The 14,123-nt window shown below is 74.5% G+C and carries 13 protein-coding genes and 1 pseudogene; 9 read left to right on the forward strand and 5 right to left on the reverse strand.

Features of this window, described 5'->3' with window-relative positions:
* Positions 1 to 13: 13 nt before the first annotated feature.
* The gene (gene typA / locus ACYVGT_RS09120; protein WP_460856029.1) at positions 14 to 1,906 is read right to left on the reverse strand and encodes a translational GTPase TypA; all 1,893 of its coding nucleotides are present in this window, start codon (positions 1,904 to 1,906) and stop codon (positions 14 to 16) included.
* A gap of 245 nt (positions 1,907 to 2,151) precedes the next feature.
* Between typA and ACYVGT_RS09125 the strand changes: the two genes are divergently transcribed.
* Positions 2,152 to 3,177 carry an iron-siderophore ABC transporter substrate-binding protein gene (locus ACYVGT_RS09125; protein WP_460856030.1) on the forward strand — a complete coding sequence of 342 codons (1,026 nt, stop codon included), beginning with the start codon at positions 2,152 to 2,154 and terminating at the stop codon, positions 3,175 to 3,177.
* A 261-nt stretch (positions 3,178 to 3,438) separates the two neighbouring features.
* On the opposite strand, the gene ACYVGT_RS09130 is transcribed toward ACYVGT_RS09125, so the two are convergent.
* Positions 3,439 to 3,897, reverse strand: coding sequence for a (deoxy)nucleoside triphosphate pyrophosphohydrolase (locus ACYVGT_RS09130; protein ID WP_460856031.1), 459 nt, complete (start codon positions 3,895 to 3,897; stop codon positions 3,439 to 3,441).
* A gap of 263 nt (positions 3,898 to 4,160) precedes the next feature.
* Between ACYVGT_RS09130 and ACYVGT_RS09135 the strand changes: the two genes are divergently transcribed.
* Both ACYVGT_RS09135 and ACYVGT_RS09140 read left to right on the forward strand, forming a co-directional pair.
* Positions 4,161 to 4,478: a hypothetical protein gene (locus ACYVGT_RS09135; protein WP_460856032.1), complete on the forward strand. Its 318-nt coding sequence runs from the start codon at positions 4,161 to 4,163 to the stop codon at positions 4,476 to 4,478.
* A gap of 544 nt (positions 4,479 to 5,022) precedes the next feature.
* Positions 5,023 to 5,436 carry a signal peptidase I gene (locus tag ACYVGT_RS09140; protein ID WP_460856033.1) on the forward strand — a complete coding sequence of 138 codons (414 nt, stop codon included), beginning with the start codon at positions 5,023 to 5,025 and terminating at the stop codon, positions 5,434 to 5,436.
* A 48-nt stretch (positions 5,437 to 5,484) separates the two neighbouring features.
* Here the strand turns inward: ACYVGT_RS09140 and ACYVGT_RS09145 are convergent, their stop codons facing one another.
* A complete protein-coding gene (locus ACYVGT_RS09145) occupies positions 5,485 to 6,327 on the reverse strand; it encodes a hypothetical protein (RefSeq protein WP_460856034.1) in 843 nt (280 codons plus the stop codon).
* A gap of 266 nt (positions 6,328 to 6,593) precedes the next feature.
* Between ACYVGT_RS09145 and ACYVGT_RS09150 the strand changes: the two genes are divergently transcribed.
* The 3 genes from ACYVGT_RS09150 (at position 6,594) to ACYVGT_RS09160 (ending at position 8,449) form a co-directional block, all read left to right on the forward strand.
* Positions 6,594 to 7,529, forward strand: coding sequence for a hypothetical protein (locus ACYVGT_RS09150; RefSeq protein WP_460856035.1), 936 nt, complete (start codon positions 6,594 to 6,596; stop codon positions 7,527 to 7,529).
* Positions 7,530 to 7,792: 263 nt separating this feature from the next.
* On the forward strand, positions 7,793 to 8,068 hold the full coding sequence (locus ACYVGT_RS09155; RefSeq protein ID WP_460856036.1) for a hypothetical protein: 276 nt from the start codon (positions 7,793 to 7,795) through the stop codon (positions 8,066 to 8,068).
* Between the two features lie 15 nt (positions 8,069 to 8,083).
* Positions 8,084 to 8,449, forward strand: coding sequence for a hypothetical protein (locus tag ACYVGT_RS09160; RefSeq protein WP_460856037.1), 366 nt, complete (start codon positions 8,084 to 8,086; stop codon positions 8,447 to 8,449).
* Here the strand turns inward: ACYVGT_RS09160 and ACYVGT_RS09165 are convergent.
* Positions 8,437 to 8,937: a hypothetical protein gene (locus ACYVGT_RS09165; RefSeq protein ID WP_460856038.1), complete on the reverse strand. Its 501-nt coding sequence runs from the start codon at positions 8,935 to 8,937 to the stop codon at positions 8,437 to 8,439. The two genes, ACYVGT_RS09160 and ACYVGT_RS09165, sit on opposite strands and share 13 nt — an antisense overlap.
* A gap of 451 nt (positions 8,938 to 9,388) precedes the next feature.
* Between ACYVGT_RS09165 and ACYVGT_RS09170 the strand changes: the two genes are divergently transcribed.
* A complete protein-coding gene (locus tag ACYVGT_RS09170; RefSeq protein ID WP_460856039.1) occupies positions 9,389 to 10,396 on the forward strand; it encodes a MinD/ParA family ATP-binding protein in 1,008 nt (335 codons plus the stop codon).
* On the forward strand, positions 10,393 to 11,421 hold the full coding sequence (locus tag ACYVGT_RS09175; protein WP_460856040.1) for a serine/threonine-protein kinase: 1,029 nt from the start codon (positions 10,393 to 10,395) through the stop codon (positions 11,419 to 11,421). The genes ACYVGT_RS09170 and ACYVGT_RS09175 overlap by 4 nt, the downstream gene beginning before the upstream one ends.
* Positions 11,422 to 11,489: 68 nt before the next feature.
* Here ACYVGT_RS09175 and ACYVGT_RS09180 read toward each other — a convergent pair.
* A pseudogene (locus ACYVGT_RS09180) lies at positions 11,490 to 11,854 on the reverse strand (MmcQ/YjbR family DNA-binding protein).
* Between the two features lie 302 nt (positions 11,855 to 12,156).
* On the opposite strand from ACYVGT_RS09180, the gene ACYVGT_RS09185 reads away from it, so the two are divergent.
* Positions 12,157 to 13,989, forward strand: a complete 1,833-nt coding sequence (locus ACYVGT_RS09185; RefSeq protein ID WP_460856041.1) for a bifunctional metallophosphatase/5'-nucleotidase — start codon at positions 12,157 to 12,159, stop codon at positions 13,987 to 13,989.
* Positions 13,990 to 14,123: the final 134 nt, after the last annotated feature.

Consider the following 14,123-nt stretch of genomic DNA (forward strand, 5'->3'; position numbering starts at 1 on the left):
CCCGGCCGCAGCGTCAGGACTGGCTGCGCTTCTTGTGCGCCGCCATGCGGCCGCGCTCCTTGTGGTCGAGGACGACCTTGCGGATGCGCACGGCCTCCGGGGTCACCTCGACGCACTCGTCCTCGCGGCAGAACTCCAGCGCCTGCTCCAGGGAGAGCTTGCGCGGCGGGACGAGCCGCACGAGCTCGTCGCCGGTGGAGGAGCGCATGTTGGTGAGCTTCTTCTCCTTGGTGATGTTGACGTCCATGTCGTCGGAGCGCGAGTTCTCGCCGACGATCATGCCCTCGTACACCTCGGTGCCGGGCTCCAGGAAGAGCACGCCGCGCTCCTGCAGGTTGAACATGGCGAACGCGACCGCCTGGCCGGAGCGGTCCGCCACCAGCGAGCCGTTGGCGCGGGTGCGCAGCTCGCCGAACCACGGCTCGAAGCCCTCGAACACGTGGTGGGCGATGCCGGTGCCGCGCGTCTCGGTGAGGAACTCGGTGCGGAAGCCGATGAGGCCGCGGGAGGGCACGAGCCAGTCCATCCGGATCCACCCGGTCCCGTGGTTGCTCATCTGCTCCATCCGGCCCTTGCGGACGCTGAGCAGCTGGGTGATGGCGCCCAGGTGCTCCTCGGGCGCATCCACGGTGAGCCGCTCGACGGGCTCGTGCAGCTTTCCGCCGATCTCGCGGGTGACCACCTGGGGCTTGCCGACGGTGATCTCGTAGCCCTCGCGGCGCATCTGCTCGACCAGGATGGCGAGCGCGAGCTCACCGCGGCCCTGCACCTCCCAGGCGTCGGGACGCTCGGTGGGCAGCACCCGCAGGCTGACGTTGCCGATGAGTTCGCGGTCGAGCCGGTCCTTGACCAGGCGGGCGGTGACCTTGGCGCCCTTCACCTTGCCGACGAGCGGAGAGGTGTTGGTGCCGATGGTCATCGAGATGGCGGGCTCGTCGACGGTGATGAGCGGCAGCGGGCGCGGGTCCTCCGCGTCGGCGAGCGTCTCGCCGATCATGATGTCGGGGATGCCGGCGATCGCGATGATGTCGCCGGGGCCGGCCTTCTCGGCCGGCTTGCGCTCCAGCGCCTCGGTCATCAGCAGCTCGGTGATCTTCACCTGCTGGGTGGTGCCGTCGGTGCGGATCCAGGCGACCTGCTGCCCCTTGGTGATCTCGCCCTGGCGTACCCGGCACAGTGCGAGGCGGCCGAGGAACGGGGACGCGTCGAGGTTGGTGACGTGCGCCTGCAGCGGGGAGCCGGGCGCGTACTCGGGCGCGGGGACGGTGTCCAGCAGGGTGCGGAACAGCGGGGTGAGGTCGTCGTTGTCCGGGACGTCTCCATTGGCCGGCGCCTCCAGCGACGCCTTGCCGTCGCGGGCGCAGGCGTAGACGATCGGGAAGTCGATCTGGGCCTCGTCGGCGCCGAGGTCCATGAAGAGCTCGTAGGTGTCGTCGACCACCTGGGAGATCCGGGCGTCCGGCCGGTCCACCTTGTTGATGCACAGGATGACCGGGAGCTTGGCCTCCAGCGCCTTGCGCAGGACGAACCGGGTCTGCGGGAGCGGGCCCTCGCTGGCGTCGACCAGCAGGACGACGCCGTCGACCATGGACAGGCCGCGCTCGACCTCGCCGCCGAAGTCGGCGTGGCCCGGCGTGTCGATGATGTTGATGACGACGTCCTCGCCCTCCGGCGAGGTGTAGTGGACCGCGGTGTTCTTCGCGAGGATCGTGATCCCCTTCTCGCGCTCCAGGTCGTTGGAGTCCATCACGCGCTCGTCGACGTCCTGGTTGGCGCGGAAGGCCCCCGACTGCCACAGCATGGCGTCGACAAGCGTGGTCTTGCCGTGGTCGACGTGCGCGACGATGGCGACATTGCGGAGGTCAGCGCGGCGCGCGGAGCCCTCGGCGGTGGTGGCGCTGGACATGCGAAAGGTCCCGATCTCATCTGCTGGGAAGTACCGCGACACCCGCGGCCGACTACCAGTTTATGCGCACACGCGATCGTGACCGGGACCACTGGACACGCGGCAGCAGCGTGGACTTAGGATAGGCGAGCCTTACTTTCTCGCCGTCCCCGCTCCCGGCGCCCCGGCTGCACGCCCTGTTCCTCCCCCCGGCATTTCCCCGCTGCCCCCCGGCCCCCTGCATCCCGATCCCCACCGAGGTCGCCATGTTCTCCCCTGGCCGTTCCGCCGCCGCGCACACACTGCGCGCCGGCCTCATCGCCTCCGCCGGCGTGCTGGCGCTCACCTCCTGCACCTCCGGCGCGGCCGACGCCGGCAAGCCCGCCGGCGGCGGCTGGTCACCGGTCACCATCGAGCACGCCCACGGCAGCACCGAGATCACCTCCGAACCGGAGCGCGTCGTCACCATCGGGTGGTCGGACGAGGGCGCGCTGCTGGCCCTGGGGGTCGTGCCGGTGGGCATGGCCGAGTCCACCTGGGGCGGCGACGACGAGGGCTATCTGCCCTGGGACCTGGAGAGGATCGAGGAGCTCGGCGCCGAGAAGCCGGCGGTCTTCAACACCGACGACGGCGTCCCGGTCGAGGAGATCGCGGCGCTGGACCCCGACCTCATCCTGGGCGTGCAGTCCGGCCTGGAGGAGAACGAGTACGAGCAGCTCTCCGCGGTCGCGCCGACCATCGCCTACCTGGACCAGCCCTGGATGACGGACTGGAAGGACGCCACCCGCACCATCGGCGAGGCCCTCGGGCGCGCAGACGAGGCCGACGAGGCAGTCGCCGGTGTGGAGGCCGACATCGCCGAAGCCGCCGAGGAGCACCCGGAGTTCGACGGAGCGACGGCCGCCGTCGGTGCGCTCATGCCGGAGAGCTCCGACTACGCCTTCTACACCGAGGGCGACCCGCGCGCCGACCTGATGGACCAGCTCGGGTTCACCCGCGCCCCGTTCATCGACGAGCTGGAGAATCCGGGCGGCACCTTCTACGCGCCGCTGAGCGCGGAGAAGGCCGAACAGGTCGATACCGACATGCTCGTGATGTGGTACGACACGCCCGAAGCGCGCGAGGACACCGAGGAGAGCGCCCTGTTCTCCGGGATCGGCGCGGTCGAGGACGGCTCCTATGTGGCCTACGAGGACGCCACCAGGGCGATGGCCATCTCCTCGCCCAACGCCATCAGCATCCCGTGGGTGCTCGACGACTTCGTCGGCGACCTCGGCGAGGCCATGGAGTAAGGGCCCCGGAGTGCGAGGCAGCACCGCCGCCGGGCCCTGTGGCGCGCCAGCGCACCGGGGCTCCCCGGCGGCGGGATCCGGAACTCCCGCGGGAATCGCGGGAATCGCGGGGGAACTCGGGCTGTTACCCGCCCGTTCTCCTGCTGTGACGGCCCGCCGGACCGGCCCCGCCCCGTTCGCCACGCGTGGGCACCGGTCCGGCACCGCCGTCACACCACCGCGGCCGCGCAGCGCGCCGCCGGCGCCATACCGCGGCGCGCCCTACCGCGGGTCCGGTTCGGAACTGCGCGGCAGGTGCGCGCCGGCGCTGAGGTGCGGTCGCACCGCGTCGATGAACGGCAGGTCGGCAGGGAGCCAGTCGACGGCGCCGAGTTCGGCCGGCGCCAGCCAGCGCAGCGCCAGGTGCTCGATGCGGCGCGGCTCGCCGCCGAGGAGCTCCGCGGTCCACACGCGCAGCACCGCGCGGGTTCCGTCGCCGCGCGGCGGGAACGCGACGTCGCCGCCGAGCCGGTGGAGCGGCCGCACCTCGACGCCGAGCTCCTCCCGGCATTCGCGGACCAGCGCGGCGGTATCGCTCTCGCCCGGGTCGACCTTGCCGCCGGGCAGCTCCCACCGTCCGCGCAGCGCCGCGGGCGCGGCGCGCTGCGCGGCGAGGAGGTGCCCGTCGCGGATGAGTGCGGCGCCCACCACGACGGCGGGCGCACCAGGGAATCCGGCCACGGTCGCCAACGCTACTCCAGCCCGCGCCCGTCCGGCCCGGCGGTTTCGGCCGTCCCCCATCCCCCGCTGGCCGGGCGGCAGATCCCGGGGCGGAACAGGACGGAACCGCACGCCCGGGACCGGACGGACGCATGCGGTGCGCACGGCCCTGCCGGAACCGGCCGCGGCCGTGTGGCGGCCGCCCGGCGCGGGCACGCTGGGATCGGCCCGGCAATCCCGGCGTACTGCCGCGCCGGAAGGCGATGCTGCCGAGAGGGGTGGACATGTCGGCGCTCGACGCCCTCACGGGGTGCGCACTCACGGGTACGTGGATCGACGTGCCGGCGCACAGCGTCACGCTGTCGCTGCACACCGCCCCGGGCACGGAGCCGTCCGTGGGCTACACACTGGTGCTGCAGGGCGTCACCGACCTGAGCTTCTACGACGACGCACCTGCGCCGTGGCCGGGAGCCGAGGTCGCTGGAATCCAGTCCGAGCACGACCGCGATTCGCTGCGGCTGGACTTCACCTTCGGCGGCGACGCCTCCGGACTCACTGTCACGTGCGAGAAGGTGCTGCTGCACCGCACCCGCGACAGCTGAGGCCGCTGCCCGGGCGCCGGCTGAACGGCCCTCAAGACCGGGAACCCTATTCCGCAATTGCACGGGATTTCCGGGTTTGCAGACCGCTTTTCCGTGCGAAAGCGCCCCGGGAGCCGTGCCGGCCCGGGCCGCCCTGGCAGGAGATCCGGGGCCGTACCCGGGAGGGGGGTCGGATACGGCCCCGGGTGCGGACGGTGCTCTCCGGACACGGGGAGGGGATCCGTGCCCAGGCGTCCGCCGCTCCCCACCGTAGGCGAGATCCCGTGCGGCGCATTTGGTCGGAGGAACGAATTTTCCCGGTATTTCTGATCCTCCGGACAAAGCACCTTCTTGAATTCGAACACTTCGGCACGGACCCGGCGTTCGGTGCACTGTTCACAGCATCGCAGAAATACTACCTCGGGTAAGAAACACGGAAGAAAAGGGAGAGAGGGGGGCACGCAGTACCCCATTGCCCCAGAAGGGCAGCCGCCTGAATCGCCTCCACCCGCTTTCGGCAGCACGGCCAGGCACCGCGCATCCCGCAAGCAGTAGCCTCGCCGCCGTGACCACACCGAACGGCTCCGCCGACCGCGCAGCACACGTCCCGGACATCTACGTCGGCAGTGCCGGCGCCGACGGCGCACTTGACCGCGGCTGGCTACTCGGCCACTTCCGCCCCGCAGGCGACGCCCGGCACAGCGCCGACGTCGAGATCAAATGGGGCGTGCATCCGGCGGGCGAGGAGCGGGCCGAGTGGGCGGTCGGGGAACAGCGCACCGCCCTGCTCATACTCATCTCCGGGCGGTTCCGGCTGCGGTTCCGCACTGCCGCCGGAGAGCGCGATGTCCTCCTCGCCGACCAGGGCGACTACGCCGTGTGGGGCCGGGGCACGGACCACTCCTGGATCGCCGAGGCGGATTCGACCGTCCTCACCGTGCGCTGGCCCTCGATCCCCGGCTACGCCGTCGTCCGCTGACCCCGCGCCCGGCGCTCCCGGTGCCAGCGGCCCTGCGGCCCGCACCGCTCAGTACCGGTAGGGCTCAGCCAGTGCGCGGTAGGCGCGGGCCGCGGGGCCGGCCTCCCGGGCCGCGACCGCCCGGGCCAGCTCCTCGATGTCAGCGGTCCGGCGGCGCGCCTCGCCGGTGACGACGCGGAGCGGGCGGGCACCCGGCGCCCGGTTGTCGCTGAGCGAGCGCGCCATCCGCCACGTCCGGTCGCGCACCAGGCGGAGGCAGGCCGTCGGAGCCGGCCCCGGCCAGGCGGCGAACCCGCCCCCCGCTGCGGCGGCACCGGCCAGCTCCCGCTCGGCGCCCTGGGCACGGCGCACCAGCTCGCGGTCGGCGGGCGCGAGGTCGCCGGGGCGGACGTAGCGCCCGTGATAGCGGGCCGCCGCCCGGTGCGGGTCGTCGCCGGCGAGCCGCCGCTGGGCGGCCTGCCAGCCCAGGACGAGGGCGGTGAGCGCCGCGATGACGGCGAGCGCACCGGGGCCGGAGCGCAGGTAGAACAGGATCAGCAGGGGCACCGCGACCACGCTGTTCAACACCATGTGCCCAGCGCCGCGGGCGAGGCCGTACACGCTGCACGCGGCGATCGCCGACGCCGCGAGGACCAGGAGCAGGTCAGGGGCGGTCAGCACACTGACGGCGACGCAGAGCAGGGCGGCCGCCGCGGCGGCCGCGGCCATCGCCGCGCGCCGGACGCGCTCTGCACGCGGCATGTGCTCGGGGTCGCCGGGATCGGCGCCGGCGGGCAGGAGCAGCTCGGGCGCGCGGGAGAGCTCCTCGGCGGCGTACGCGGGCAGGGCGGGGTCGAACACGGGGCGCTCCGGCTCTGCTCCGCTTTCCCCGCGCACCGGCAGCACCGCCATCGGCTCCGCCCCCTCCGCCGATCCCCGAATCCCGACCGATCGGCGGCGCACCGGGACGCGCGCCCCGTGCCGCGCCCGCCGAAGATCCCGCACCGCCCCCGGTGCCGGTGCCGCCTCCATCGAACCTACGCGGACCCGCACGGGAGGAAAAGCCCGCTCCGGGACGTGTCGGGGCATCGCGCCGACCACCGGCCGCGCTGCCGCGCGACGGCGCAGTGCACGGTTACCCTCGGCCGTGACCGACCAGCACGCAGACAGGCTCACCGATGGTCCACACCCAGGTGGTCGTCGCACTGCACAGCGGCGGCACACGCACCGGCCCGTTCGACCCCGCCGCGCTCAGCGCCGCGCTGGCGCCGTTCGACGCGGCGCGCTCCGTCGACCCCTACCCCGACTACACCGAGTTCCAGGGGCGGCCGAGCGGTTTCTGGGCGGTGAAGTACCTGCGGGCGCACTGCGGGCTGGACACCCCCGATGAGGAGTTGACCTGGGAGCAGGTCGCCGAGGTGTACAACACGGCGTTCGCGCCGGCAGAGGGTGAGCCGCCGATCCTGTTCGACGGTGCGGGCGCGCCGTACCACGCGTCGACGCATAACCCCGAAGAGCGGTGGGACCACTGGTGCATCGGCGGGCGGTGGAGCGGCGCCTTCCGGGTGCACCCCCGCGCCGACCCGGACGATCTGGTGGGGCTCACCGAGGGCCCGGACGGCCCGCGCGCGGACGGCGGACGGCGGAGGGCCCTGGACTTCGCTGCGATGCGCGCGGACGCGGGCGCCGGTGCGGCACGGGCCTGGCACGCGTTCGAACGGTGCGCGGCGCGGCACCCGCCGGCGCTGGGCTGGTCCACGTTTGCCCGGCTCGTCTCACCGGACTATCCCCGCCCGCGCGCCGAGGACGACTACCGCAGCCAGCCGCTGGTGGCCGAGCTCTACCCCACCGAGCTGAGCGACGTCCTGGATTTCGCGCTCGACGCGCCAGGTGCCGACCTGCACTCCTACGTGGCGCGCCGGCGGCTCGCGGCGACGACCGGCGCCGCCCTGCTCACCGCGGACGGGCAGTGGATCGACGAGCCGTTCGCCGGCTGGGTCGGCTCGCCGCCGGAGGTGCGGTCGGCGGCGGACTCCTACCGCCGCCGCGCCGCCGCCTACCTGGACACGCTGCCGCCGGACACGTGGCTGGCGGTGGTGGACGCGCACAGCTGAACACCGGCGTCCGCAAGCGGACACCGGCCGCCGGCGCGGATCGCCGCCGGGTGCATTACCGTCGCCCCCATGCGGCACCGGACTTCCCCCGCCCCGCAGTCCCCCGATCCTGTCCGGCCCCCTTCCCCGGCAACCGGCCGGCCCGCCCCGCCAGACGCATCCAGCGGGGGTGCGCGGCCGCACACCCCCGGGGCCGGCCGCCCGTTCCTCCGCGGCACCCGCCGCAGCCGAGCCGCACCGCGGGCGGGGAGCGGAGGGCGGCGATGCTGAGCGCGTTCACGCTGTTTCCGCTCGTCCTGCTGCTGGGCGGGGGTGCGGCGCTCATGCTGGCCGGCTCCGCTCCCCCGCAGACGGCGGGAGCGGTGTTCGCCGCGGGCCTGCTGCTGCTCGGCGGCGGCCTGGTCCTGCTCTTCGCCGGCGGCACCGTCGCCACGACCGCCGGCCACGCGGCGGCGGTCTCCTCCTTCGCGCTGCTTGGGGCCGCTGCCGCACGGCGCGCGCTCACACCGGGAGCCGCGGACCGCCCACCGTCCCGCTGACCTCCGGAGGCACCCATGCAGTGGCTTCCGCAGCCGCCCGGGCTCGTCCTCGACGCACTCATCGGCTGCATCGGGCTCGCGATCGCCCTCGCCGCGCTCGGCGCGGGTCCGCGGCGGCGCGCCGCCGCGGCCGGCGGAGTCCTGCTGGCCGCCTACGCCGCGATGGCGCTCGGCTGGTGGGCGCTCCCGCTGGATCCGCCGGGGCCGCGGCCGCTGGAGGAGGTCCTGGCCGGCGACGGCTCGGCCGCGGAGGTCCTCAACCTGGCGCGGCTGTGCCTGGGCGCCGTCCTGTGGTTCGCAGCGCTGCTCTGCCTGCTGGCCGCGGCGGTCCGCGGCGACGAGGAGCCGCGGCCCGCGCGGCCGGGCGCTCAGGACCGGTAGTAGGCCCGCGCCCGACCGCTGCACATGAGCCCGATCTTGAGGATGCACAGGGACAGCGGCAGGACCGCGAGCAGGTTGAGCACGAGCAGGTTGGCCGCGTAGGCGAGGGCCAGCAGCACCTGGAACCCCACCACCGACCACAGCCACAGGCGGGAGCGGCGGCCGGCGAGCGCGGCCAGGGCCAGCGAGATCAGCCCGGTCACCAGGGGGACGCCGACGATGGCGCCGGCCCCGGCCACCAGGTACTCCGCGGGGATACCGGTGACCTCAGAGAACATGGCCGCGAACTCGAGCCACTCGGCGGCGCTCGCCGGTGCTCCGGGTTCCATTTCGACGACGAACAGGGCGACGGCGATGACCCCGAGGCCGATGAGCACACCGAGGAGGCCGCCGAGGGCCATCAGCACGCGCACGGCCGTGACCTCGCCGGGCAGCGGGGGCGGGTCGGCCTGCTGGGGCCCGTAGGGCACGGGGGTCGGTGAGTACACGGCGCCTCGCTCTCTCTGCATGCGGGGATGCCCCCGGTGCGGGGGCGTCCGGCCCCTCCGACGCAGCGCGGCCGCCGCCGGTTCGCCACCACCGCACCCGATTGCCGCTGGACTGAGTACGCGGGCTCATGCGGGTGTCGGCGGCTCCGGGGAGGATCGCACCATGGAGACCGCCGCACGCCCCGCCCACCACTCCGACTCCGCCGCCCGCCCGCATACCTGCCCGGCTACCCGCAGGCGCTGCCCGATGTGCCGGCGGGCCGGGATCCGCTACGGCGCCGCGCCCCGCGCCAGCCTGGGGACGGCGCCACCCCGGCCCCGCTGACCTCGGTATCTGCGCCGCGGGCGGCCAACCGGAAAAACCCCGAACAGGCAGACTCCGGCGACACTGCGTAAAATGCCGTGCGACAGGCCCTGCGCGCACGAGTCGAGCCCCCGAAAAGGTCAAGCGGTGTCCGTACGTTCCCCCCACCCCGAGCCCGCGTCCAGCGGCGACCGGTCTGACGGGTCCTCTGCCGACCCGCTCAACGCCGATCCGCTCAGCGCCGACGCGCTCATCCGCCGGGAGCGCCCCGCGCCCCGCGGCGGCTGGCGCCGCGCCGTATTCGCGGTGACCGGCGGCCGCGTCAATCCGGGCGACTCCAAGACCGAGCAGCGCCGCCAGGAGCTGGCGGCCGCGGTGCGCAGCGCACCGTCCGCCGAAGAGCACCAGTCCATCGCCGTGGTCGGCGCCGTTCCGGGGGTCGGCGCCACCACCGTTGCGCTGGCGCTGGGCACGATGCTGGCAGTGCACCGCGGCGACCGCTCGATCGCGGTGGACGCCGACGCGGAGAAGCCGCCGGTGACCGACCGCGTTCCGCTCAAGTGGCACGCCGAGCTGCCCCTCCAGGACCTCATCGCCTCGCCCGAGGCGGCTGTCCGGTTCTCCGATATGAACCGGTTCACCGCGCAGACCACCGGCGGCCTGGACGTCCTCGCCTCCCGGCCGTTCGACACGGCCAACCGGCCGATCGGGCTGGACGGTTTCCGGCGGATCTCCGACGCCGTCGAGCGGCACTACCCGGTCCAGATCGTCGACGCCGGCTGCGACCTGGGCCAGCCCGCACTGCCCGTCGTCCTCGCGCGCGCCACCCGGCTGATCGTCGTGGCCGGCGCCGACCGGGACGGTGCGAGCCGCGCCGCGACGCTCCTGGACGAGGTGCGCGACCTGGGGCTGGAGGAGCTCGCCGAAAGGTGCGTGCTCGTACTCAACCAGGCTCCGTCCGCGGGGCCGGGCACCTCCGCCGAGGTCGACGACCTGCAGGCGCAGCTGGCCCAGCGCGGCGCGGCAGCGTTCCAGCTGCCCGCCGACCCGCACTTCTCCTCCGGCGACCCGCTGGACCCCGAGCACCTGCGCTCCCCGGCGGTGCTCGGCCTCTTGGAGCTCGCCGCAGAGATCACCGCGGGCTATACGCGGTGAAACCGCGCGGCCCGCGGCGGCTCGGCCCCCTCCAACCGGGGGATCCTGCCGCCGTCGGCGGCTACCGGCTGATCGGCCGGGTAGGGGCCGGCGGCATGGGCACCGTCTACGCCGCGGCAGGCGACGGCCTGCGCGGCTACCTCGCCGTCAAGGTGGTGCACCCGCAGCACGCCGCGAACGCGGAGTTCCGCCGCCGGTTCGCCGCCGAAGCCCGGCTGCTCGCCCGGGTGAACAGCCGTTTCGTCGCCCGGTTCACCGCGGCCGACGTGCAGGCGGAGCTCCCGTGGCTGGCCACCGAGTTCGTCCCGGGCCCGACGCTGCGCCGGCACGTGGAACGTCGCGGCCGGCTGCGCCGCCCCCTCCTCACCGGGCTTGCCGCGGGCACCGCGGAGGCGCTGCGCGCGGTGCACGCGGCCGGGGTGGTGCACCGCGACCTCAACCCGGGCAATGTCGTCCTCGCGCCGGGCGGGCCCACCCTGCTCGACTTCGGCATCGCGCACCGCAGCGCCCGCGAGGACGCGACACGCCACCTGCGGCTGCGGCGGCACCGCCGCGCGGTGCGCGGCCGCGGGCTGGCCGCGGCTCCGGCACCCGCGGAGGAGCCCGCGCCGGGGCCGCGGGATGCGCTGGGCACGCCGGGCTGGATGAGCCCGGAACAGCACCGGGGCCGGGAGGTCACGGCGGCGTCCGACGTGTTCCTCTGGGGCGCTCTGGTCGCCTACGCAGGATCGGCCCGCGACCCGTTCGGTGCCGCCGCGCCCGCCGAGCTGGCCCGCCGGACGGTCCGGGAAGCGCCGGACGTGGACCGGCTGCCGGGCGCACTGGACCCGCTCGTGGCGGCCGCCCTGCGCAAGTCGCCCGCGGAGCGGCCGGGACCGGCAGCGCTGCTGTCGGAGCTGCTGGGGCTGCCGGCCGGGGCGCCGGGTGCGGCGTGCACGGCCGCGGTGCGCACGGTTCTGGACCGCGACTGGGCACCGGGCGTCGCCGTCCGGCTGCCGCGCCCGCCGCGGCGTCGGTTCCGCTGAGGACGCCGGCGCCGGTCCGGGACGGGCGGCAGGGACGCAGCAGCCGCCGTCCCGGACGCGCTGCCCCGTCAGCCGCCCGGCAGCGGCGGCATCTCATCGCCGAGAACGGCGCGCAGCCGGTCCCGGTCGGCGCGGCGCAGGCCGGCGATCACCCGCTCGTAGGAGTGCCGGGCCATCTCCGCGATTTCGTCGTCGGGCACTGAGCCGTCGAGCAGCACCGTGTTCCAGTGCCGCTTGGCCAGGTGGTAGCCGGGCGTGACGGCCGGATACTGCGCCCGCAGCTCCAGGGCGAGGCCCGGCTCGCACTTGGGGGATATCCGCGCCGGGCCGCGCCGGTCTCCGGCATCAGCAGCGCGAAGATGCGCCCGCCCGCCTTGTACACCTGGGTGCCCGGACCGAACGGCTCCGATTCCTCTGCTTCGGGGAACCACAGGTAGGTCGTGTTCGGTGGGTGGCGTCCGTAGCGAGCGGTGTCCTGGTGCGTTCATCGCAAGGCCGACAAAGGAGTCAGGGCGGGTTTTCCTGTCGACTGAGGAGAACGCCGCGAGGGGCGTGCCAGGGCGACGCGCAGTAGGACAGTTACCCACCGAGCACGGCCTGGATCGATGAACTGTTCGGGCGTCATGGCGCGCCTCCCTGGCGGCTCTTCCGGACTGGTCGGGAGGAGCCTAGGGTGTGCCCCTGACCGTGCTCGTGGACCCCGTTCCCAGAGTCCCCCGTGAGGAAGGCGAGAGCATGCCCGCCCATCCCCCCTCCCCCCGCTCCTTCGCGCGGCCCCGCGGGGCCGCGGCGTGCGCACTGCTCGCCGCGGCCGCCCTGACCGCGTCGGCCGCACCCGCGGCAGCCGACCCGTCCGTGCAGGGCGTCGCCTACCGCCTCACCCTGCTGCACGCCAACGACCTGGAGTCGGCACTGCTGGGCGCGCCGGCCGACGCCGACTACGGCGGCGCCGCCCGGTTCACCGCGCTCCTCGACCAGCTGCGCGGCGAGGCCGAGACGACCAGCGACGGCGTCCTCACCCTCTCCTCCGGCGACATGTACCTGGCCGGCCCCGAACTCGCGGCGAGCCGCGAGGCGGACGCGCCGTTCTACGACGCGCAGGCGGCCGCGGCCGCCGATTGGGACGCCATCGCGATGGGCAACCACGAGTACGACTTCGGCCCCGACTTCTACGCCGACTACATCGACGCCTACACCGCGGCCGGCGGCACCGCGCCGTTCGTGGCCAGCAACGTGGACGTCTCCGGCGAGGAGCGGCTCGCCGCGCATGCGGAGCGGGGCACGATCGCGCCGAGCGCCGTGCTGGAGGAGGGCGGCGAGGAGATCGGGATCGTGGGCGCGCTGACGCCCGACCTGCCGAACCTGTCCAGCCCGCGCAACGTGGCGGTGGACCCCGGGGTCGCGGCCGCCGTACAGGGCGCGGTGGACGACCTCGCCGACGACGGCGTCGACAAGGTCGTGCTGCTGGCGCACCTGCAGGACCTGAACAACGAGCGCGCGCTGGTCGGCGAGGTCGAGGGCGTCGACGTGGTCATCGCCGGCGGGGGCAGCGAGGTGCAGGCCGGTCCGGACACGCCGCTGGTCCCGGGCGACGAGGTCACCGAGGATCCGGAGACCGGTGCCCCGATGGACTACCCGCTGTGGGCCGAGGACGCCGCCGGCACCGAGGTGCCCGTGGTCCAGGCCAACGCCGACTACAAGTACGTCGGACAGCTCGTGGTGGACTTCGATGCGCGCGGCGGGGTCTCCGGCGTGGCGGACGGCTCGGGCCCGGTTCGGGTCTCCGGTACCGGCGGCGACGCCGTCGATCCCGACCCGCAGGTGGCCGAAGAGGTGCAGGCCCCGGTCCGGGACTATGTGGACGGCCTCGCCGGCGAGACCGCCGCGGAGTCCGAGGTGGACCTGGACGGCACCCGGGCCGGCGTGCGCGGCGCGGAGACCAACCTGGGCAACCTCGTCGCCGACGCTTTGCTCGCCGCAGGCCGGGAGAAGGCCGAGGAGTACGGGGTGCCGGAGCCGCAGCTGGCGCTGCAGAACGGCGGAGGGCTGCGCAACGACTCGGTGCTGCCCGCCGGGACGGTCAGCGAACTCGACACCTTCTCGGTGGTCCCGTTCGCCAACCAGGTCGCGGTCGTTCCCGAGCTGCCGCGCACCCAGATCAAGGAGCTGCTGGAGAACGCGGTGTCGGCGATGCCGTCGGCCGACGGCCGGTTCGCGCAGGTCGCGGGTGTCACCTTCAGCTACGACGCGGCGCGGACGGCGCAGGAGACGACCGAGGACGGCGAGATCGCCACGCCCGGCGAGCGGGTCCGGGAAGCGGTGCTCGACGACGGCACCGTGCTGGTCGAGGACGGCTCGGTGGTGGACGGCGGCCCGGTCACCGTGGCGACCGTGGACTTCTCCGCCAACGGCGGGGACCGGTACCCCTTCCGCGACGCCGACTTCACCGTGGTCGGCACGGTGCATCAGGAGGCCCTGGCCGCGTTCCTACGCGACGGCCTCTCCGGCACCGTCACGGCCGCGGACTATCCGGAGGGCGGCGAGGGCCGCATCACCCGCCTCGGCTGACGGCGCCGCCCGACCGGCCGAAGCGGCAGCGAGCGGGCCGGCCGGGCCGGGGCGCTGGTCCCGTCCCGGCCGGCCCGCAGGCTCCCCGGGGCCGCCGCCGGTGCGGCGGTGGCGCAGCGGAACCGGGCGCAGCC

This window comes from Nocardiopsis coralliicola (assembly GCF_054779695.1).

Bases quoted from the DNA above. Each gene is read 5' to 3' on its own strand.
- typA (WP_460856029.1), bottom strand. From the start codon at position 1,906: ATGTCCAGCGCCACCACCGCCGAGGGCTCCGCGCGCCGCGCTGACCTC.
- ACYVGT_RS09125 (WP_460856030.1), top strand. From the start codon at position 2,152: ATGTTCTCCCCTGGCCGTTCCGCCGCCGCGCACACACTGCGCGCCGGC.
- ACYVGT_RS09135 (WP_460856032.1), top strand. From the start codon at position 4,161: ATGTCGGCGCTCGACGCCCTCACGGGGTGCGCACTCACGGGTACGTGG.
- ACYVGT_RS09145 (WP_460856034.1), bottom strand. From the start codon at position 6,327: ATGGCGGTGCTGCCGGTGCGCGGGGAAAGCGGAGCAGAGCCGGAGCGC.
- ACYVGT_RS09150 (WP_460856035.1), top strand. From the start codon at position 6,594: ATGGTCCACACCCAGGTGGTCGTCGCACTGCACAGCGGCGGCACACGC.
- ACYVGT_RS09155 (WP_460856036.1), top strand. From the start codon at position 7,793: ATGCTGAGCGCGTTCACGCTGTTTCCGCTCGTCCTGCTGCTGGGCGGG.
- ACYVGT_RS09160 (WP_460856037.1), top strand. From the start codon at position 8,084: ATGCAGTGGCTTCCGCAGCCGCCCGGGCTCGTCCTCGACGCACTCATC.
- ACYVGT_RS09185 (WP_460856041.1), top strand. From the start codon at position 12,157: ATGCCCGCCCATCCCCCCTCCCCCCGCTCCTTCGCGCGGCCCCGCGGG.